This is a genomic window from Streptomyces sp. NPDC053048 (genome assembly GCF_044547045.1).
Lineage (GTDB): Bacteria > Actinomycetota > Actinomycetes > Streptomycetales > Streptomycetaceae > Streptomyces.
In genome coordinates this window covers 145835-167824 of record NZ_JBITZS010000003.1, presented here as the reverse complement: position 1 = coordinate 167824, position 21990 = coordinate 145835, and the positions used below count along the sequence as shown (strand labels likewise).

The following is a 21990-nucleotide window of genomic DNA, read 5'->3' as shown; positions in this document are numbered from 1 at the left end:
AAATTGTAGCAATATGGGACAAGGTGGGCGTTATCGCGATGGCCGAGGAGCAGCTGGGCTTTGACATTCCAGGGGAGGGTGAGCGGAAGCCGGCGGCCTCCGAGAAGCGGGGGAAGTCCGCGAAGGGGGCGGTGAACGGGGAGGCCGTCTCCGGGGAGAACGCCGGGCCGCGCAAACTTCAGGACGACGAGGTCTTCGACTACATCACCGGTGAGAAGGTGGTGAAGCTCACCGAGGCCGAGAAGGTGCGGCAGCATATCGCCAGAGCGCTTGTCCGCCAGTACGGCATCGACCCGGACGACATGGTGGCCGACTTCTCGATCCCTGTCGTGAACAAGAAGACAGGGCGCAAGTCCCGGCGCCGCGCTAGCATCGCGATCTTCGAACACAGCCAGCCGAAGGAACTGCAGTACATCCGACGGATCGTCGTCACCAAGCCGCGCCCCAACGACAGCCGCACCGTCTCCAAGATCCGTACGTTCGCCCACGCCAAGGAACAGGTCGACGAGGTGGCCGACCTGATGCACGCGGCCGGACCCGACTGCCTGTTCGGGCTGTGGACGGACGACAAGGACCTGTACTTCATCCGCCGTGACCCCTCGCGGTTCGAAGACGAGTACCGGTCGATGGCGAACTGGCCGCGCGGCGACGCCACGCTCTTCGACGCCCAGGGCAACGCCTCCTCGCTCGCCACCATGCGCCGGGCGGATGAGGCGATGCTGCGGTTCGCCTTCCGCCGCTGCCACAACTACATCCACGGCAACGAGGGACTACCCAAGGACGCCGCTTTCTGGCAGTTCCTGTACGTCCTGTTCGCCAAGCTCTACGACGAGCGTCTGGTACGTGAGGAGGGGCGGGAGCCCCGTTTCTATGTCGACTCCGACGACCTGGCCGACGCGGCAAAGAACGACGCGGGCAGCCCCGCTGTCGCTGCCCGGATAAAGGAACTCTTCGACGAGGTCAAGGGCGTCTACGCCAAGGAGAAGCTGTTCAACGAGTACGACCGGCTCACCCTCGGCGACGGCGCCCTCACCTTCATCACCAGCGAGCTGTACACGTACAGCATCCACGACACCTCCCTCGACGCGCTCGGCACCGCCTACCAGGAACTCGTCGGCGACAACCTGCGTGGTGACCGCGGCCAGTACTTCACCCCGAACGGTGCGGTGCGGCTCATGGTCGAGATGCTCGACCCTCAGCTGGACCAGACAGTCTTCGATCCGTGCTGCGGCACCGGCGGCTTCCTTCGCGAGACCCTGCTGCACGTGCTGCACAGGGAGTGGATGCCGAAGGACGAGAAAAAGCTGTCCGTGCAGGAGCGGGCCCGGTTCGAGACCAAGCGCCGCGACGACCTCGGCAAGTACGCCAAGGACCGCGTCTACGGCACCGACTTCGACCCCTTCCTGACCCGGGCCGCCGCGTTCGGCGTGATGATGCTGACCGACATCGCGGGCAACACCTTCCAGCTGGACTCCCTCGGCTTCCCCCGAATGGGCAGCCTCCCCGGCGTGGAGCCCGCTCTCAAGCACCTGCACCGCATCGCCCCGGGCGAGGTCGACATCCTGCTCACCAACCCGCCCTTCGGCACCGACATCCCTGTCACGGGGCCGGTCCTGGACCTTTTCCGTGAGGAGGAGTCGGGCGAGGAGAAGCAGCAGAGCATCGCCTACGGCTGGTCCCGCCAGGAGGACGGCACGCTCAAGCGCGGCAAGCCGGCCACATCCGTCGCCCCGGAGAGGCTCTTCGTACAGAAGGCAGTCGAGTGGGTGAAGCCCGGCGGACGCATCGGCATCGTCCTGCCCAACGGCATCCTCTCCAACCCGGGCCCCGACGACGAGGCGGTACGGCAGTACATCCTCGACGAGTGCTGGGTGATGGCGAGCGTCGAGCTGCCCGTCGAGATCTTCGTGGTGGGTGCCGGCGTCAACATCCTCACCACCCTCCTCTTCCTGCGGAAGAAGACCGAGCAGGAGAAGCTTGAGGAGCGGCTGCACGGGGAGCTCGATTACCCGGTGTTCATGGCCGTCGCCGAGAAGGTCGGTTTCGACCGGCGCGGCAACCCGCTGCATGTGCGCGACGCGCGAGGCGACCGCCTGGTGCAGGAGTACGAGGAGACGGACGAGATCGTCGTCAAGAACGTCGCGGTGGAACGCCGGATCAAGCGGCGTGACTTCATCATCGACAACGACCTGATGTCCCTGCGGGACCGGAGCGAGCGCCACGACCGGCCCAGCGTTATCACGGAGTACCACGCGTTCCTCGACAAGCACCGGAACGAACTCCCCTGGGAGAAGGGAGAGAAGGAGTGAAGGTCGCCGAGCCGGGCAACCCGGCCAGGCGGAAGTGGCTGGACAGGCAGGGGTTGCGGCTGGACGCGAAGCCCTACCTGTCCGGGGCGTTCGCGACTCAGCGGCTGCTTGAACAGTTGACTGTGAAGACGGACCCGTTGAGCGAAGTCACGACGGGGCATGCTGGGGGCATCTACAACGGGCCGCAGTTCCGGCGGGTGTACCTCACCACCCCCGAACACAGCGTGCCGTTCGTGGGCAGCAAAGACATGCTGGTCGCCGACTTCGGCACGCTGCCGAGGCTGAGGAAGGCCGACGCCGAGTCGTCGAACCTGTCATACCTCAAGCTCGAGTCCGGCATGACGCTGATCTCATGCTCGGGGTTCAACGCCGGGAGGCGTTCGTACGCGCGCCCGGACATGGCCGGCTTCTGGTCCTCGCAGGACGTCCTGAAGGTCGTACCCGATGCTGCCCGGATCAAGTCCGGGTACCTGTACGCCTTTCTGGTCAGCCGGTTCGGCGAGGCTCTCGTCAAGGGAACGGTCTACGGGTCGGCCGTCAAGCACATCGAGCCCCACCATATTCAGGGTCTTCCGGTGCCGCGCTTCGGTAACGCGGTAGAGAAGGAGATCCACGAGCTCATTCAGGAAGCGGCCGAGTTGCGTGCCTTTTTTCAGAAGGGGCTCACCGAGGCGACCCAGGATCTGTTCAGCACGGCCGGACTCGAGGACTTGCTCGACCTCCGGTGGCATGAACAGGGGCGGGATCTGGGGTTCGTGCGGCGTGGACTTTCGGCGACGACTTTGCGGGCGCTCAACTTTCAACCGAGGGCTGGGGAGATTTGGAAGCGGTTGGCTTCGGTGGAGCATGTGACGCTGGGGGAGGTCTGCAGGGAGGGCCAGCTGAGCCGCGGTGTGCGCTTCTCGCGCGTCGACGGCGAGCCGGGAGATGCGTTCAGCTATCGGCTCATCGGGCAGCGGCAGGCCTTCTGGCTGCGACCAGAAGGGCGGTGGATCAGTAAGGCGTGGACGCCGGAAGAAGTGTTGGCGGCGGACGAGACGGTGCTGGTCGCCGCCCGTGGAACGCTTGGGGACAACGAGGTTTACGGCCGCAGCATCCTCGTGACGGGTGAGTGGAGCAGCCACGCCTACTCCGAGGACTTCCTCCGGATTCGGTCTGGAACTTCGAACTTCTCCGGTGCCTACCTGTTCGCTCTCCTTCGTTCCGAGGCGCTGTTCAGGGTGCTGCGCTCCTGCTCGACAGGAGGGAAGCAGCAAGACATTCACCTCGACCTGTGCTCTGCGATTCCCGTGCCTGCTCTGACAAAGGCGGTTCGTGACCGCATCAGCAAGACCGTCCTCAAGGCATACAAGCGGCGCGACGAAGCCGATGCCAAGGAGGACTTGGCCCTCGCCAAACTGGAGGAAGCCGTGGCGCTGCATGCCGGCGCTGCGACCAGCTGAGGCAAAAGGCAGATTGCTTCTTCCGTAACGGGCCCTGGAACACCTCAGGGCCCGTTCCGCGTATCCGCCTTACAACAAGCCGTCCTTGAAGCCGCACGCGCCGCCCGCGAGCCGAGCCGTCTCCCCGTCGGACAACTCGCCCACGACACACGCCGTGAGCAGCGCGGCATCGTCACGGATCACCTCGACGGGCTCGTATGGCTGCGCCCGCCCAGAGGCGGCACGGATTGAGCCGCGCGCCCGGCGACGTGGAGCCGGCGGCCGCCGACGGCGTCGAGGGAGACGGCCCGCCGGACGGCGACACGGCGCTGCGCGCCCCGGTCGCCGTGGCCAATGCCCCGCAGAGGGGAGGTGCCGTGATCGTCAGTTGACCGGTTTTGGAGGCGTTGTCACTGGGGCGCCCTAGAGTGTTCAGTGACATGTGAGACACATATGACGGCGTATGGCCGCGCGCGTACCGGAACTCGTGAGGCGAGGAGGTATGCGGGCGGCGGTGGGAACGGGGGAGCGCGGCGATGGCACGGATCATTCCGATCGGTGAGCCAGCCAACGAGGCCGAGCGGATGGTGCTGCGCCATTTGCGGCAGCACGCGCCGAACGAGTGGATCGTCGTGGCCAACTTTGAGCTGCCGTACGGGCCAGGGCGGCCGGTGTTTGAGGTGGACCTGGCCATCATCGCCGACCACGCCGTCTACCTCGCGGACACCAAGGGCGTGCACGGCCGTGTCGAGGTACGGGGTGGGCGCTGGTATCCGCAGGGGGCGCCGTTCGCCAGTCCGGCGCGCAAGATCCGCAACCATGCGCGGGTCGCCGCGGATCTGCTCGCGCGGTCGCGGGACGGGGGCGGTCGGCTCGGGTCCGTATGGTGCGAGGGGCTGGTGATCCTGCCGTACCCCGGTGCCACGCTGCACGATCCCGACGGCCGCGACGAGCCGAGCACCCTCCACCTCGACGACCTGGTGCCCTTCCTCCAACGCCACCGGCCGCCCGGCAACAGGCCCACTGGAGATCTCTCGGCGTTGCGCGCGGACCTGGCCCGTGTCTTCCAGGCGGAGACCCGCCCGCCGTCTGGTAAACGGCGTTTCGGTCACTACGAGGTCGTGGAGACCCTCTATGAGGCCGACCCCACCGAGTCGTCCGACGAGGACGATGGCCCGGCACGTCGTGTCTCCGTGTACCGGGTGCGGCTGGCGGATCAGCCGCAGTCAGGGACGTACATCCTCCAGGCGCACGCAGTCGACCCTTTACTGCCGGACGGTCAGCGGTCCACCGCATATGCGCGTATCGGCAACCCCATCCAGGCCCTCAACAAGCTCCCGCCCTGCCCGAACATCGTCCCATGTGTCACGTCCTTCCCGCTGGATGAGGGGGAGGGATACGCGGTCGTACTGAAAGATGTCCTCGCTGGCGCGCTGCGGGTCAAGCTCGACGCGAAGGGGCAGGGCGCGCTCGGCGCCGACGCCAAGCGGCGCATCGTCGACGGGGTGCTCAGCGGGCTCGCCGTCGCGCACGCCCACAGGGTAGTGCACCGATACCTCAGCCCGGACACCGTGCTGGTCGGGCGCAACGGCGTCGCGATGCTCACCGGCTTCGACTACGCCCACCCGGGGCCGCCGCGCCCACGCGAACTCACCCTCGGCATGGAGGCGTACACCCGCCAGCCTCCGGCGTACCTCGCCCCCGAGTGCCACAGCCAGCCCGGCATCTTCTCGCCCGCCACCGACCTGTACGCGGCCGGGGTACTTTTCCACGAGCTCTACACCGGCGAGCTGCCCTCACTCGAAGGGGGCGGCATACTGCTCGACAGCCTCGACGATGCCGACCGGCTTGACTCTGAGCTCAAGTTGGTCATCCGGGGGCTGCTGTCCGCCGACCCCGCCGAGCGGCCCCTCGCCCGCGACGCTATCCGCAGGCTGGGGCTGGCCGACGCGGGCCGTTCCCGTGTCCGGGCCCGGCGGCCCGAGCGGGAGGAGTCCGGGGATCCCTTCGACTGGGACAACCCGCACAGTTACGCCGACCTGCCGGAAGGCTTCCGCCTCACCGAGAAGTTCCGGGTCCGAGCCCGGCTGGGGCAGGGCCAGTTCGGTGTCGTCTACCAGGTGTTCAACACCCTGGACGACACCGATGAGGTCCTGAAGATCATCACCAAGGACCATGAGTCCGTAGAGGAGCGCCTCAAGGTCGAATACCGCATCCTGCGCAAGCTCCCTCCGCATACCAACCTCGTGCGTCTCATCGACGCCGAGTGGCTGCCCAAGAGCCGCTTCCCCTATCTGCGCATGGAATTCGCCGAGGGGCAGGACCTGCAACGCATCCTCGACCAGACCCGCCCCCTCGGCCCGGCAGACGTACGCAAGCTGCTCGACGACTGCCTGGCCGGCCTCGCCCATCTGCATGCCAACGGCGTCTTCCACTGCGACATCAAGCCCAGCAACCTGCTGTGGACGGCCGACGGCGCCCGCATCCTTGACTTCAACGCAGCCGTGTCGTCCGACTCCACCCTCACCCCCACCCTCGGCTCCCCCCGCTACCTGGCGCCCGAGGCCACCGGCCTGAAGCGGCCCAGCAGAGAAGAACTCACCGACCTCGATCTCTTCGCCCTCGGGATCTCCGCCTACGAGGCGCTGACTGGTTACTATCCGTGGGAGGGCAGGGAGAACCCACCGCGCGGCGGGCAGCCGCTCGACCCACGGAGGCTGCCTGGCCTCGCCGACCTCGACCCCGAGTTCACCGCCGTACTGCTGCGTGCCATCGCCCCGCGTCGCTTCCAGCGCTACCGCGACGCCGAGGAGTTCCGCGCCGCGCTCGCCGCTGTACATGAAGTGCGGATCGTGCCGCGCGTCCCGGCGGCGCTGCCCCAGCCGACGGCGAGTGACGGCGACACGGTGGGAAGTAATCCCTTCGTCAGCCATCTGCAGACCCTCTACAGCCAGAGCGCCCGTACGAACGCGGGTACCCGCGGGCTGGATCCCGTCGCCTTCCCTCTCTACGTCGAGACCCGCCTCGATTCCGGGCTACGCCCGGACGTCCTCAAGGGCGACCACCGCCTCGTGGTCATCACCGGAAATGCCGGAGACGGCAAGACGGCCTTCTTGGAGCACCTCGCCGACGAGGCGCGCCGCCGCGGCGCGGACTTCGGGGAACCACGCGCCAATGGCGACGACTTCACCCTCAACGGCCGCTCCTTCCACACCAACCACGACGGCAGCCAGGACGAGGGCGACACTGACAACGACACCGTCCTGGACACTTTTCTGGCCCCTTATCGGGGGACGGATCCAGCGGCATGGCCCGAGGGCGAGACCCGGCTTATCGCCGTCAACGAAGGCCGGCTCGTGGATTTCACCACCCGGCACGCGGACCGCTATCCGCTGCTTGCGGCCACCGTCCGGGAAGGGCTGACGACAGGCCGCGGAGAGCATGGCATCGCCGTCGTCAACCTGAACGCCCGTGATGTCCTCGCCGACCCCGAGGGCACCGGGTCGGTCATGCATCGCATGGTCGCCGTCCTGACCGACGAACGGCGCTGGGAGGCCTGCGGCTCCTGCACGCTCGCCCCACGCTGCTACGCTCTTCACAACGCCCGGACCTTCTCCCACCCCACCGCGGGACCACAGGTCACTGAACGGCTCGCCACCCTCTATCGCATGGTGCACCTGCGAGGCCGCCTCCACATCACGCTGCGCGACCTGCGGTCCGCCCTCGCCTACACCCTCACCTCGGGCCGCGACTGTGGCCAGATCCACTCGCTGTACGCGAGCGACGGAACCGAGGCGGCCCAGGAGATCCTCGATAGCCTGTACTTCACCAGCTGGACCGGTACCCACACGGGTGAGACGGCAACTGGTGAGCCCCGTCCGGGCGAAGGCGACCGGCTCCTGAGCCGTCTGCGTGAGCTCGACGTGGCGGCTGTCCCCGACCCACAGCTGGACCGGCGTCTCGACTACACGGGCCCCGCAGCCGGACATACCCTCGTCTCATTCGACCAGCGCGGTGACCTCGACGAGCGGATGCTCACCGACAGCTTCCGCGCCCTGCCCCGCACCCACCTCGCCGACCGCGCCCAGATCTCCGCACACCGCGCCTACCTTGCCGCGGCCCGGCGCCGCTTCTACTTCGAAAGCCTCGACGACACCCGCTGGACCAGCCTGCTCCCCTACCAAGCGGCGGATCGCTTCCTGCGTCTCCTGGCTACCGGGCAGCCCGGCCCCGAGGACCTCGCCCGCCTCATCGAGGCGGTCAACCGCGGAGAAGGCATGCCGCGCGCCCTCGGCAGAGAGGGCAGAGAACTCGCACTCCAGGTGCGGGCCGTACCTGGCGGCACCGTGCGCAGCCACCGGCTGTTCCCGGCCGACAGCTTCACCATCGCCGTTGCCAGACAGCCGTCCTCCCAGTACGTGGAGACGAGCCCCCGCGAACTCGTCGTACGCCACCATCCGAAGGATGGGCGCGCCCACCGTGCCCAACTGACCGTCCGCCTCGACCTGTACGAGTTGCTCGACCGACTGCACCGTGGCCATCAGCCCGGTGTGGAGGACCGCCAGGGGCAGAACCTCGCCCTCGCCGTCTTCAAGAATGCGCTAGCCGCCACCTCCTACCAGGAGGTGCTCCTCAACTCGCCCGGATCTCCGCCCTACCGGCTCAGCAGACTGCCCGACGGCGCCCTGCGCCTGGCCCCCGCGCTGTCGGAGACCGGAACACCCGAACCCAGCCGCGGACCGGACATGGAAGGAGGACTCTGATGGCACTGCGCCGACGGGACACCGAGTTCAAGCACTTTGGTGTCTCCTACCTGGAGTACAAGCGGGTGCAGATGGATCGGGTGCTCACCGGCTTCCTCATGCGCCTCAACCACAAGGGTCTGACCAGCCGTATGGTGCGGCGCAATGACCTGTCGGCCGGCGAGTTCGCAGGCGAGTTCACTGACCCCCGCCACGCGGACCGGTTCCAGGGCTTCGCCGACCATCCCGACATGTCCCGGCGGTGGGTCGAGACCCAGCTCCTGGACATGGTCAACCGCGGCAGACCCACACAGGCGGTCGCCGGTCTGCGTCCCCTGCACGGCCTCACCTACAAGTTCCGCAACTATTATCATTCCCGCCCCTACGGGGCCGACGCCCAGCTGTACGAGATGCTGCGGCACGCCCGCGGCCCCTACGGAGCGCTCGCGCTGGACCAGATCCGGAAGTTCTTCTTCACCGGGCTCGACGCCACCAGCTCCATGCCCGCCCAGGCAGCCTCCATCGACGTCGAGACACAGGCAGTCCTTCACCTCAACAGCCAGGTAAAAGCGGACAGTCCGCACAGTGTCAAGGGATGGTACTCCGCACCCCCGTTGTGCGTGGGGCAGGCCGACCTCCTTGCCGACGACGTCGTACGGCTGCTCTCCCTCAAGGATCTGCTACCCCGCATCACCATGGTCGAGTACCTGAAGATTCTTTTCGCCTTCCACCTCGCCCTTGGTCAGCTCAAGACAATGAAACTGCTGCCCCAGGCCGTGGCACGGTCGGCGACGGACCCGGCCTGCGGGCACGATCGTTGCCCGGTCGCCGTAGACGCATCCGATCCGCTCGCTGGATGCCCCTTCCGCGTAGGGCTCTTCGTCGACGTCGCTGGGGTACCTGGCACTCCGGCCGCCGCACTCGCCGAACACAGCACGGAACACTGGCTGCGCCGCATCCCCGACTTCGTACGTGCTGCCTACACCGTCCGCAAGCTGGACGACTTCGCCGAACACCTCGTAGGCCAGGGCAAGGAGACGAAGCCAGCACGGGGCCACTTCTCCGTTCCCGAGCTGCTACGGTTCGGCACCGACGCCTACGGCAGGCTGCGCGACGAGTTCTTCAGCGCCCGGCTCACCTCGATCCTCGATGACACTCCGGTGAGCGAACAGCCCGAGGAGGTCCGGCCCCTGCTCGACGAAGCCATGGGGCTCGCCCCCTTCGAGCGTTACCTGGAGCTGCTGATGGCCTACCGGGGCCGCTACCACCACAAGTACATCGTCGACACTATCGATGCCCTGCTGCTCAAGAGCAGGCCCGGCGCGGCCATCGCCCAACCCCACCGTGGCCGCCGTCGCTTCGTACTGGACAGCGCCTTGCTCGAGGTGCTGGTACAGGTGGCGCTGCTGCGTCTGAATCCCCGCGGCAGCTCATCCCCGTACACGCACCACACTGTCTCCCTCCGTCTCGACGAGTTCCTCGCCCTGCTGCGCAACCGCTACGGACTGCACGTGGATCGGTTGCCGACCGGGGACGGCTTCGGCCCAGTGGGTCTAGACGAGGAGCCGGCCTTGCGGGCCAACACCGAGGCGTTCACTACGCGGATGCGTGAGATCGGCTTCTACAACGACCTCTCGGACGCATATCTCACCCAGGTGATCACTCCGAGGTTCACGATCACCGAAGACGGCACGGTCACGGCAGGCGGAAGGTAGACACGGACATGGCAAGCGGACTGGTGGAGATCACCGAGACCGACTGGCGACAGGCCCTCGAACACGTCGTGCTGCCGCGCCTCGCCGACCTGCTGCGTACCCGCGAACCAGGCCATTGCATGCGCGTCGGGGGGCTCGACGCCGAACTCGCCGTCCGCCTCACTCTCGGTTTGCGCGCGGCGGTGCCCGATGCCCAAGTGCACGTACTCGCCGTCAGCACCGCGGCCAGCGACGACAGGTTCATCACCAGCACTAAACTCGTCGAGCTGCGTAACCCCGACGAACAGGGTCAGCTGCGGCCGCCGCTGCTGGTGTTCGTACCGCCTGGGACCAAGGCCAGCGCGGAGGACTCCTTCTCCATCGCCACCTTCGAGGAGATCTCCCTCCGAGAAGTACACACACGACTCAAGCGAAACCTACTCAAGGACGTTCCCGATCCGCTGCGCGCGGGTGTCGAGCAGCTGCTGGCCGAGATGTCGGACACCGGTGACCGCACCGCGGCCCGGTATCTGCTCACCCTCAGAGAGAACGGGTACCATCCGGAGGCGGCTGGCGCGGCTGTCCATTTGCTCGGCCTCGTACCGGACTTCAGGCTCTTCGCCGACCCCTCCCTCGTCGTCACCAAGACTCAACGCAACCGGCGCACCGTCGAGAAGCTCACCGAAGGCACCGCCACCGACAGGCAGCGCATCCTAGCCCTCGGTCTGCCCCGCAACTCGTCCGAGCACCAGCGCTTCCTGCGCCGCCTCGTCGACTTCGCGGCGACCACGGGGCTGTCCGACCCTCGACACTGGTGCCGAGCCATCGCTGCGGACCCGGAGAACTGGCCACTCGCCTTCCACCACTGGCCCCAGGAGAACGACCCGGCCGACCAGACCGTACGGATCGAGGTCGACGACCTGACCGCGCTGCCCAAAGCCGGTGAGAACATCGAGGACCAGCGCAACCACCCTGCCCTGGAACGCCTCTTCGGCCAGCCCTACCTGCTGCCCGGAGGGCTCTCCTCGTTGCCCGTCACGTTCTCCGTAGACCCCGACCCGCGTAATATCCCGGGGATCAAGCGCTTCAAGGTCGAGATCTGCGCCGAGACTGGGGACGACGACGACAGCGCCCCGCTTGCCAGTCCCACAGGTCTGACCGCGACCGTGTCCGTGACCACCAAGGCCAAGTCGGTGCTCAAGGCCGCCATCAAACTCAAGAAGGGCCGCCGGAGCCCCGACTGGGAGGAGGGCTGGCACTTCGTCCGGGTGACTCCCCTCGACGGCAACGACGACCCGATGCCCCTCGCCTCGGACGGGCGGACGGTGGGCCGCAAGCCGCACGAGAGCGACCGCTTCTACGTCGTTCCCGACGGCGAGTTCGACGAACCGCCCACTCAGCGCGGCCACCACGCGCCTGGACTCGCCCAGGCGATCAACCGGCTGCGCTTCACCGCCCTCGCCGAGGGCCGTTCCCTCAGCCGCATCCAGTGCCGCGAGGTCGGCTGGGGGCCGCGGAACACCAGCCTCAAGACCCGATCATTGCGAGCCTCGTTCGGGCCGGCCGGACTCGTCACCATCGACGTACCGAGAATCCTCGCCGAAGTACAACAGCGCATCCTACGCCGACCACACACGCTGCGCGGGCCGGAGATCGAGGTGGACGCAGCCGGGGTTCCCAGCCTGCCCGAGCCCACTGAGGACGCGTCCGAGGCCCCATTCGACAGCCCATTGCGCGACTACGTCCTCGCGCGGGCGGAACTCTTCGGCCGCTTCACCGTCCCCGACTCTCCGGATGGCTCGGGAGACATCCTGGTAGTGGAGGGCGTGGACCCTCGCACACTGCGGGAGGCCGTGGAAGCGTACGGAGAGGCGTATCTGTCCGCTGTCACCGCCTGCCTGCGCGCCCTGGACCGACCAGGCGCCAGCGGCGCCGACCGACGCCGGGCCACGCTGCACCAACTGCTTCGCACTGACACCCTCACGGTCCGCCTCCACGACATCGACGGCAGCCGACGCACCGTGATCCTGGTCTCACCCACCCACCCCCTGCGCATGCTGTGGTGGAGCGGACAGGCGGCGCTTGCCGACCACTGGCTCGACAGGCTTCAAGACGCCCCGGGCAGCCTGGTCAAGGCACGGCTGGACAGCTTGGAGCAGCGACTCGCCCCCCTGGGGTACCCGCTCGCCGTCCCACTGAACTCCGGGGAACTCGCCTTTGCCAGCAGCCCGTTGACTGACTACTGGCAGGTATGCCTCCCCAGCGAAGCCGACGACCCCCGCGAAGTACTGGCACGGGTGGCGGGCGCCCTCGGCATCGATGCGGCGGCAGCGGCAGGAGGCGTGAGCGGTGACGAACTGGCTGACCGGGTGGAGAAGTACATCCGCCTCCATCCCTATGTCGACAGCCTGGTGATCAACGCGCTCGGCGCGGGCCACGGTGAACTCCTTGCCGACATGTTGATCTCCCTTCAGGAGCGCCGCCACCTGTCCCATCTGCACTACACGGTGCGGCTCTTCGCTGCCTCGCCGGACGATCCCTGGACGGGTTCCGCCCTGACGGATCTGATGGTTCCGGCGAGCGGCTCCCGTTCGGCCGCCGCCGAAGCGTTCGCGACCCCTGGAGATCCCCTGCGACCCAAGCTGTCGGTAGTGATCCGCGATGCCACGGAACTGCTGAGGACAGCGGACGACTTCCCCGCTCATCTCACATTCCTATTCAACCCTTTCGGAGGTGAGAGCCACGACATCGCGCCCGGCCGGGACAGCACAGGGCGGGTCGCCGTTCACGGCCTCGTCCAGGAGATGAGCACGGCGTATCGGGAGGACGACGAGAACGCCGAGTGGGCCCGGCAGCCCCGGCACGGTGTCACTGACCCGGTGACGGGGGCCGAGACGACGGCCGACCTCCTCGCGGCTCTGCCCCGAGCGCTGTCCGCCGCGCTGGTCGCGGCCAGCGCGGGCGAACGCCGGCCCGGCATGATGCCGCAGATCACGGTTCGCCTGACCCCTGACGACCGGGCGCTTCTGCACGACGTCCATCAGGTGAGCGACTGGGTCGTCACCGTGGACCGTACCCTTGGTGCCGAGTACTTCGACCATGGCCGACGCGGACGTTCCGAGTACGTCATCGACCACACCACCACGTCCCATGGCGGACTGGGACACCAGATCGTCGTCTCCTCACGCTCCTTGGACGAGATGCGCGCCCTCCTCGGACCCGTTCTCGCCGACCGCGCTCTCGGCATCCCGGAACGGCACATCCGGACCTTTTTCGATCAGCTGCGCGAGCTGTCCGGCGGGTTGGTGTTCAAGCTCGCGGCACTCGGTGAGAGCCAGCGCACCGAAGTCCTCGGCCTCGCCCTCGCACGTCTCTACCTGGGGACACGTAAGGCACTGCGCAACCAGATCCTTGTCCCTCTCGACACCCACCCAGAGCTCTACGACGAGGAGCGCAGCCGGGCGGCGGGGGGAGACACCGAAGTCAGGCTGCACCGCACAGACCTCGCCTTGTTCGATCTCGACGCCGAGCGGCGGACCATCGTCTGCCGGCTGCTGGAGGTCAAGTGCCACACCAGCGGTGGTGTCGGCGCCTACCAAAGCAAGCGGCAGCAGATCATCCGCCAGATCGGAAACACCGAGCGGGTCCTGGCGCAGCGGTTCGATCCGATCCATGGGCGTGCCGACCGTCCGCTTCAGAACGTGGCACTGCGGGCCATGCTGGACCAGTACCTTTCTCGTGCGGGACGCTACGGCCTCTTCGACCAGCAGGCGATGGACGAGGCGCGATGGCTTCTGGAACGCCTTGACCACGGCTACCGCCTCGAATTCACGCGCAGCGGCCTCGTGTTCGACCTGTCCAAAGAAGGACTCGACACCGACCAGGAGGAGGGGGTGGCGTTCCACCGCATCGGCCGGGATCGTGCAGTGCGGCTGCTGGACGCCATAGAGACGGAATATCTTACGGCTGCGGAGGACACCGCGCAGAACGAGCCGGTGCTGCCGGGGTTGGAAGCCTTTGATGGGGAAGCCGACGATTCCGCCGCTGCCGGGGATACGGTCCAACTACGCCCCCGCGCGCGTACCAGGGACATCCCGGAGGAACCAGCTCCGCTGTCCGACGATCCAGACGAGGACGTGCCCGAACTGCCGGAAACCCACGACGACGTGGCCACGACCGCACTGGCTGCCAGCTTGCTACTCATGGAGCAGACTACGGCGGGGCTTAACCACACCGTGAGTTCTGGCACAGAAGCCGACGTACGGGAGTCAGGCACTCCATCATCACAAGAGGCCACGCTGGAGGAGGACACAACCGAAGAAGCCGGTCCGGAGAGCGAAAAACCCAGGGGTCCGGAGACTGAGAATCCGGACATCGTCCTTGGCGTTTCGCGGCCGTCACAGCAGTTCGGCCTGCTTGGTCTGAGTGCAGGGCGCACCGTTGCCCTGGACCTCAACGAGACCCACGCGATCAGCCTGTTCGGAGTGCAAGGCGGCGGCAAGAGCTACACGCTGGGTGCGGTTCTGGAGATGGCGAGTCTGCCGGTGCCAGGAGTCAACCGCCTGGCGAGCCCGCTGGCGAGCATCGTCTTTCACTACAGCGAGACCTCGGAGTACGAGCCCGAGTTTCTGAGCATGGTCCACGCCAACACCGACGAGGGGCAGCGGGAAGCCCTGCATCGGCGGTACGGGGCGCAGCCCGCGGCCCTCGAAGATGTCGTGCTACTCGTTCCCGAGGAATACGTGGAGGAGCGCCAGGCCCGGTATCCGGGGGTCCTTGTGCATCCTCTGGCCTTCGCCGCCTCCGAGCTGAAGATCGCTCACTGGAAGTTCCTCATGGGGGCTGTCGGTAACCAATCCGGCTATATCCGCCAGATCGGCAGGATCATCAAGGCGAACCGCTCCGACCTGACTCTGGAAGCAGTCCGCGGTGGGGTCGAGGAGTCGACTCTCGATGAGCACTTGAAGAGAAAGGCGCGGGAACGACTGGATCTCGCGGGCGACTTCATCGACGATTCGGTGCGCATCAAGGATCTTGCGCGTCCGGGGCGTCTGATCATCGTGGACCTGCGTTCGGACGACATCGAGAAAAGTGACGCGCTGAGCCTGTTCGTCGTCCTGATGCACCTGTTCTCGGAGGCGACCGACCAAGGGCGCTCGTTCAACAAACTGGTCGTCTTCGACGAGGCGCACAAGTACGCCGACAGTGGTGACTTGGTGACGGGACTCGTTTCCAGCGTGCGCGAAATGCGACACAAAGGCATGTCCGTGCTCGTCGCCAGTCAGGATCCACCCTCTGTGCCGTCCGAGCTCATCGAGCTCTCCACCCACATGGTGCTGCACAGGTTCACATCGCCTGCCTGGCTGAAACACCTGCAGAAGGTCAACGCAGCGTTGTCAGGTCTTACTCCGGGCAAGCTGGCAGCACTCAGCCCGGGTGAAGCCTACGTGTGGTCTGGTAAAGCCACAGATGAGGCATTCGTTCGGGGGACAGTCAAGGTCGACTGCCGTCCTCGCGTCACCCGCCATGGGGGTGCGACGCGTACCGCCCTCGGTTAGGAAGGTGCTCCAGTGGAACAGAGACCGTTTCTCTCCTACTAGAGCACCGCCAAAAGTTATGAGGTGTCGGGAATCGGGTCTGATTCCGACTCCGACAAGGTCAACGACGGTGTCTGACCCGCGGAACATCTGACGCTGCTCTGAGCCAGTACGCACCCCCAGCGGTCGCTCATGGGCAGAATCAGCAAGCTGGTGGACGCCCCTTCTACGCTGGCTGTCATGCGCGAAGCCCAGGACCGGAGCAGCGGGGCTCCGTTGGAGGAGCATGGCCTTACCCGCGGAGACTATCGCCGCCAGATGTTGGCGTCTCGTGAACTGGCTCCGTCTCATATTCCGTGCCAGAACCACAATTCAGGAGTCGTTGACACCAGAAGCAGATCGAGGAGGTTGATGAGTCAGTTCGACCTCAGGTGAAGGAGGACATCGCCAAATGCCGGGCAGGCCCAGCGAGGGCGGAGCGTCGCCGCCAGGCGTTCGAGAACGTCGCGAAGCTGATGCAGTCTTTCAAGAAGGCCGACCACGAGATCATGCGGTGGCGTGTCCGGCTGTACTGCGGCCACATCATCGAGACGGAGGCGCACACACGTACACCGACCCCCTCTCCGCCGGGTCATACGGCAGGCGACGCCCGGAGTGCGAGGAAGACCGCCAAACGATCGTGGCCTTCGAACCCATCGGACTGCGTGGCGGGCCGCCAGAAGCAACAGAACTCCTACCTCCCCCGCCGCTGAAGAAGCCGACACGAGCCGAACTCGAACGACGTGTTAAGACGCCGCCCGCGCGGACATAGACACGGTCCACGTCACCCCCGCTCGTTCGAGCGAATTGTTTCGAACCACCCGCCACTGACGAACGGAACTGACAGCATGCCGCCGTCGTACGTCGACTCGAGTCGAAGGCGGGCCATTGGAACGGCAGGTCAATAAGCGGCAACTCTCAGTGCTGCAGTGGGTGGAAGACGGGTGCCCTGCCGGCGTTTGGAAGACCAGCTCCCACAAGACCACCTGTCAGGCACTGCAGAGCCGGGGCCTGGTCACGGTCTCCCGGAAGGGCGGGCAGTGGAGAGTCGCCCTGACGAGCGCCAGCCAGCACTATCTGGCGCACGGCACGTACCCTCCCCGCGGGTCTCGCCCGCGAAAGGCTCAGGCCGCTGTTCCGCGACCCCCATCCGCTCGAGCGCACGAAGCCCCGGCCGCCGGGCGGAAGCCAAGCCCTCCATCACAGCCTCGCGTGACGTTCACGGAGCAGCTGTTGCAGGAGCTCGCGGAGGCCGGCGGCCGGATCGTCAAGAGCGGCAGCGGTCCGGACTTGGAGAAGTGGCCGTCCCGCGTCGCCGCGGCACGCAGGTCCGGAAGGATCCCGGAGACGAAGGAGCTGTACGGGGGCTGGTGCCGTGGCGGGTACGAAATCAAACTGGTCGACATCCCCGCCTGGCGCCTCGCCGTCCTCGCACCCGTCCCCGTTCCCTCTCGGCTCACGCGGCCTCACGCCCTGGTCCAGGCCATGCAGAACGAACCCCAGCCGCTGGGCCTGACCAAGCCCGTCCAGGGACGTGCCCTCCGGCTCATCCAGGCGCTGATCACCGCCACCGAGACCGAAGGACACTCCAGTTCGGCAGGACAGACCGGCTCGGCACCTCCGTCTCATCGCCGCCGCAGAGCAACTCCTCACTTCACCATCACCGCACAGGGCCAGACTGTAGGGTTCCTCGTTCTCCAGGAGCAGGACCGGACCGAGCACGTCGCCACCGAGAAGGAACTCGCCGAGGCCAAGAAGAACTCCTGGATCAGGATCCCCCGCTTCGAGTACACCCCGTCCGAACGGCTCCGCTTCGTCCTCAGCGGCGGCCAACCGCACCGGGCGAGCGAATGGGCCGACACCCCCGGCCGCGCCCTCGAAGACCAGCTCGCCGAGATCGCCCACGAGGTCACCCTCCGCGGCGAAGCCGCCGAACGCAGACGCCAGGACGAGATAGAAGCGGCACGCCAGAAGCGCATCCGTTGGGAAACCGCCATGGAAGAAGCCCGCATCCAGTACGCGGAGGCGTACCGCGTCCAGCACCTAGAAGCGCAGGAAAGAGCGTGGCGTCACGCAGCGGGCTTGGCCGAGTACATCAGCGCGCTCCGCCTCCACGCAGAGACTCTACCGACCGGACCGGCCAGGGACGAAGTCGAGCCATGGATCGCATGGGCAGAGAGCCACGTGCAACACCTGAACCCCTTCAACGGTTCATCGTTGCTGCCCGCAGTCCCTGAGCCCCGCCTCGAGGACCTCAAGCCATTCTTGCGCGGCTGGAGCCCGTACGGCCCCCCCCTACTGAGCACCCGCACCGCCAGACGTCCGGACTACCAAAGCACGGCGGGAGCGCGTCTGCCACCGCAACCAGCGGCGCCGGAACCGGCCGCCTTCCTTCAAGTTCCCGCAAAGACAGTCCTCGGGAGCACGCCTCCCACCCAGCATGACCTGCGCGATCAGGCAGCTAACACCCCATCAGAACGAGCGTCAGGAGAGCGTCACGAGCGTCATTCCAGCGTCAGAATTTCGCCCGTAACGCCCATAGCGCACATCATGCACACCAGGCAAAACCGCAGGTCAGGCCACCTACCCCACCCGCTTCAAAATCGCCACGCACTCCACATGATGCGTCATCGGAAACAGGTCGAACGCCCGCAGCGTCACCGGCTTGTACCCCGCCTCCGCGAAGTAGTTCAGGTCCCGTGCCAGGGCCGCCGGGTCGCAGGCCACGTAGGCGATGCGGCGGGCGCCCAACGACGCCAGGTGGTGGACCGTCTTCTTGCCGGCGCCCGCGCGTGGGGGGTCGAGGACGATGATGTCGGCGCTGTCGATGCCGGTGCGCGGGAGGACGTCCTCGACCTTGCCGTGTTCGATGCGGACGCGGTCGAGGTCCTGGAGGTTGTGGCGGGCGTCCTCCACCGCGCGCTTGCCGGACTCGATGCCCAGCACCGCGCCCTTCTCGCCGATGCGCTCGCCCAGGGCGCCCGCGAAGAGGCCCACGCCGCAGTAGAGGTCCAGGGCCATGTCGCCCTTGCGCGGCATCAGGCCCTGCATGACCGCCTTGACCAGGGTGTCCGCCGCCTTCGGGTGTACCTGCCAGAAGCCGCCCTCGCCCACCCGGTACGTGCGCTCGTCCGCGCGCTCGCGGACGAAGGGGCGGCCGTGGACCCGGTGGGTACGTCCGTCCTTCTCCCCTACCCGCATCACCGACACCGGCTTGTCCAGTTCGACGATCGGGAGGCGGCCGCCCGGCTTCGGCGTCAGGATCACCTGGCGGTCTGCCGAACCCGACGCCGCGATCGCCTCCACCGACGCGATCTGCGGCCACTCCCGCTTCTCGATGCCCAGCTCCGTGACGCCCGGGGCCGCGATCAGACAGCGGTCGATGACCTGGACCTCGTGCGAGCGGTGCTTGCGCAGGCCCGCGTGGCCCTCCGCGTCGATCGCGTACTGCACGCGCGTGCGCCAGGCCGGGACCTCGCCCGCCGGGAGCTTGTCGCCCTCGGCCGGCATCACCGTGCCGTCCCAGCCCGCGTCCTCGGGCGTGAGGCCCGCCAGGCGCTTGAGCTGCTCGGCGATGACCTCACCCTTGAAGCGGCGCTGCGCGCCCGGCTTCGCGTGCTGCCAGTCGCAGCCTCCGCACTTTCCCGGGCCCGAGAAGGGGCAGGGCGCTTCTACCCGGTCCTTGGAGGCTGCAAGGATCTCCACCGCGTCCGCTCGGAGGAAGCGGGACGTCTCCTCGCCCTCCGTCACCCGCGCCACCACGCGCTCGCCCGGCAGCGCGTGCCGGACGAACAGGACCCTGCCCGACTCCGTGCGGGCCACGCAGTGGCCGCCGTGGGCCACCGGGCCGACCTCGACCTCGTACTCCTCGCCGACCAGCGATTCCTGCGGTTCCATCGACATGCGGTCGGCTCCAGGTAGATCAAAAGGGGTGAGGCGGGACAGCCGTCCAGTCTACGTCCCGCCTCACCCCTCTGATGACCTGCGCTCACCCGAGCCCGTGACGTCCGGCTACGCCACGACGCGTCCCGGCCGGGGGTCCGGGGGTTGCCCCCCGGGAATCACCGCTTCGTCGCCGCCTTTTCCTTCTTCGGCTCCGTCACCGGGCCGCGGCGCACCGAACCCGGCGCGTTCCACTCCGCGTGCTTGCGGGCGCGCAGCTTGGCCGCCTCGGAGGAGTCCAGCTGCCAGGGCACGGACGTCACCATCACGCCGGGCGTGAAGAGCAGGCGGCCCTTCAGGCGCAGCGCGCTCTGGTTGTGCAGCAGGTGCTCGTACCAGTGGCCGACGACGTACTCGGGGATGTAGACGCTGACCGCGTCGCGCGGGCTCTCCGTGCGCAGGCGCTTGACGTACTCGATGACCGGGCGGGTGATCTCGCGGTAGGGCGAGTCGAGGACCTTCAGCGGTACGTCGATGCCGCGCCGGTGCCACTCGTCGCGCAGGGCCTTGGTCTCCTCGGCGTCCACGCTGATGCTCAGGGCCTCGAGCGTGTCGGAGCGCATGAGCTTGGCGTAGGCGAGGGCGCGCAGGGTCGGCTTGTGGACCTTGGAGACCAGGACGATCGAGTGCACCCGGGAGGGACGGACCGTTTCGTCGCTGGGCTCGTCCCCGGCGGCGATCTCCTCGGAGACCCGGTCGTAGTGCTTCCGGATGGCCGTCATGGTGGCGTAGAAGATCACCATGCCGAGCAGGGCCACCCACGCGCCGTGGGTGAACTTGGTGACCAGCACGACCGCGAGGACCAGGCCGGTGAAGAAGGCGCCGAAGGTGTTGATCGCCCGGGAGCGGATCATGCGGCGGCGCTTGGCCGGGTCGGTCTCGCCGCTCAGGTGGCGGTTCCAGTGCCGCACCATGCCGATCTGGCTGAGCGTGAAGGAGACGAAGACGCCCACGATGTAGAGCTGGATCAGCTTCGTGGAGTCCGCGCCGTAGATGTAGACGAGTATCGCGGCGGCCGCGGCGAGCAGGACGATGCCGTTGGAGAACGCGAGCCGGTCGCCGCGGGTGTGCAGCTGGCGCGGCAGGTAGCGGTCCTGGGCGAGGATCGAGCCGAGCAGCGGGAAGCCGTTGTACGCGGTGTTGGCCGCGAGGAACAGCACGAGCGCGGTGGCCGCGGCGAGCACGATGAACAGGAACGAGCCGTTGCCGAAGACCGCCTCGGCGACCTGCGAGATCACCGGGTTCTGGGTGTAGTCCTCACCGACCGGGACGCCGTTGTGGAGCAGGTCGGTGGCCGGGTTCTCGGCCATCCGCACCTTGGTGACCATGGCCAGCGCGATGATGCCGCAGAACATGGTGACGGCCAGGGCGCCCATCATGGCCAGCGTGGTGGCCGCGTTCTTCGACTTCGGCTTGCGGAAGGCGGGCACGCCGTTGCTGATCGCCTCGACGCCCGTCAGGGCCGCACAACCGGAGGAGAACGCGCGCAGCAGCAGGAAGACCAGCGCGAAGCCGGCCAGGCCCTGGTGCTCGGCGTGGATGGTGTAGTCCGCGGTGGGCGCCTTCATGGTGTCGCCCGTGAGGCCGCGGTAGGCACCCCAGGCGATCATGGCGAAGACGCCGCCGACGAAGACGTACGTCGGGATCGCGAAGAGCTTGCCGGACTCCTTGACGCCGCGCAGGTTCATCAGCGTCAGCAGGACGATCACGGCGATGGCCGAGAGCGTCTTGTGCTCGATGACGAACGGGACGGCCGAGCCGAGGTTCTCGATACCGGAGGAGATCGAGACCGCCACCGTCAGCACGTAGTCGACGAGCAGCGCGCTGGCGACGGTCAGGCCCGCCTTGGGCCCCAGGTTGGTGTTGGCGACCTCGTAGTCGCCGCCGCCGCTGGGGTAGGCGTGGACGTTCTGGCGGTACGAGGCGACGACCGTGAACATCAGCACGACGACCGCGAGGGCGATCCACGGGCTGAAGTGGTAGGCGGACACGCCTGCCACGGACAGGACGAGCAGCACTTCGCCCGGCGCGTACGCCACGGAGGAGAGGGGGTCGGACGCGAAGACGGGGAGGGCGATGCGCTTGGGGAGAAGGGTCTCCCCCAGCTTGTTGCTGTGCAGCGCCCGGCCGATGAGGATCCGTTTCGGCAGGTCGGTCAATTTGGACACGCAGAGGATCGTAAGGGTTCCATATGGATGACGCCCACCCGGCTACCCGACGACGCGGAAACCCGTTAAAGGGGCGTTAAGAAGCGCCTTCACCCGTCCCGGTCGGTGCCGGGACGGGGTATTAGGCCTGGTTCAGCC

The 21990-nt window shown here is 67.2% G+C and carries 8 protein-coding genes; 6 read left to right on the top strand and 2 right to left on the bottom strand.

What is annotated here, in order from left to right:
• Positions 1-38: 38 nt before the first annotated feature.
• From ACIG36_RS09015 to ACIG36_RS08990, 6 genes are all read left to right on the top strand, one after another.
• On the top strand, positions 39-2309 hold the full coding sequence (locus ACIG36_RS09015) for a class I SAM-dependent DNA methyltransferase (RefSeq protein ID WP_399924385.1): 2271 nt from the start codon (positions 39-41) through the stop codon (positions 2307-2309).
• On the top strand, positions 2306-3751 hold the full coding sequence (locus ACIG36_RS09010; RefSeq protein ID WP_399924382.1) for a restriction endonuclease subunit S: 1446 nt from the start codon (positions 2306-2308) through the stop codon (positions 3749-3751). Before ACIG36_RS09015 ends, ACIG36_RS09010 begins: the two co-directional genes overlap by 4 nt.
• A 227-nt stretch (positions 3752-3978) precedes the next feature.
• Positions 3979-4122, top strand: coding sequence for a hypothetical protein (locus ACIG36_RS09005; RefSeq protein WP_399924379.1), 144 nt, complete (start codon positions 3979-3981; stop codon positions 4120-4122).
• Between the two features lie 144 nt (positions 4123-4266).
• Positions 4267-8493 (top strand): protein kinase, encoded by a 4227-nt coding sequence (locus tag ACIG36_RS09000; protein ID WP_399924376.1) that lies wholly within the window; start codon positions 4267-4269, stop codon positions 8491-8493.
• Positions 8493-10187 (top strand): hypothetical protein, encoded by a 1695-nt coding sequence (locus ACIG36_RS08995; RefSeq protein ID WP_399924374.1) that lies wholly within the window; start codon positions 8493-8495, stop codon positions 10185-10187. The genes ACIG36_RS09000 and ACIG36_RS08995 overlap by 1 nt, the downstream gene beginning before the upstream one ends.
• Positions 10188-10195: 8 nt before the next feature.
• On the top strand, positions 10196-15724 hold the full coding sequence (locus ACIG36_RS08990) for a hypothetical protein (RefSeq protein ID WP_399924371.1): 5529 nt from the start codon (positions 10196-10198) through the stop codon (positions 15722-15724).
• Between the two features lie 2601 nt (positions 15725-18325).
• Here the strand turns inward: ACIG36_RS08990 and ACIG36_RS08985 are convergent.
• Positions 18326-19645, bottom strand: coding sequence for a class I SAM-dependent RNA methyltransferase (locus ACIG36_RS08985; protein ID WP_399924368.1), 1320 nt, complete (start codon positions 19643-19645; stop codon positions 18326-18328).
• Between the two features lie 158 nt (positions 19646-19803).
• On the bottom strand, positions 19804-21852 hold the full coding sequence (locus tag ACIG36_RS08980; protein WP_399924365.1) for an APC family permease: 2049 nt from the start codon (positions 21850-21852) through the stop codon (positions 19804-19806).
• Positions 21853-21990: the final 138 nt, after the last annotated feature.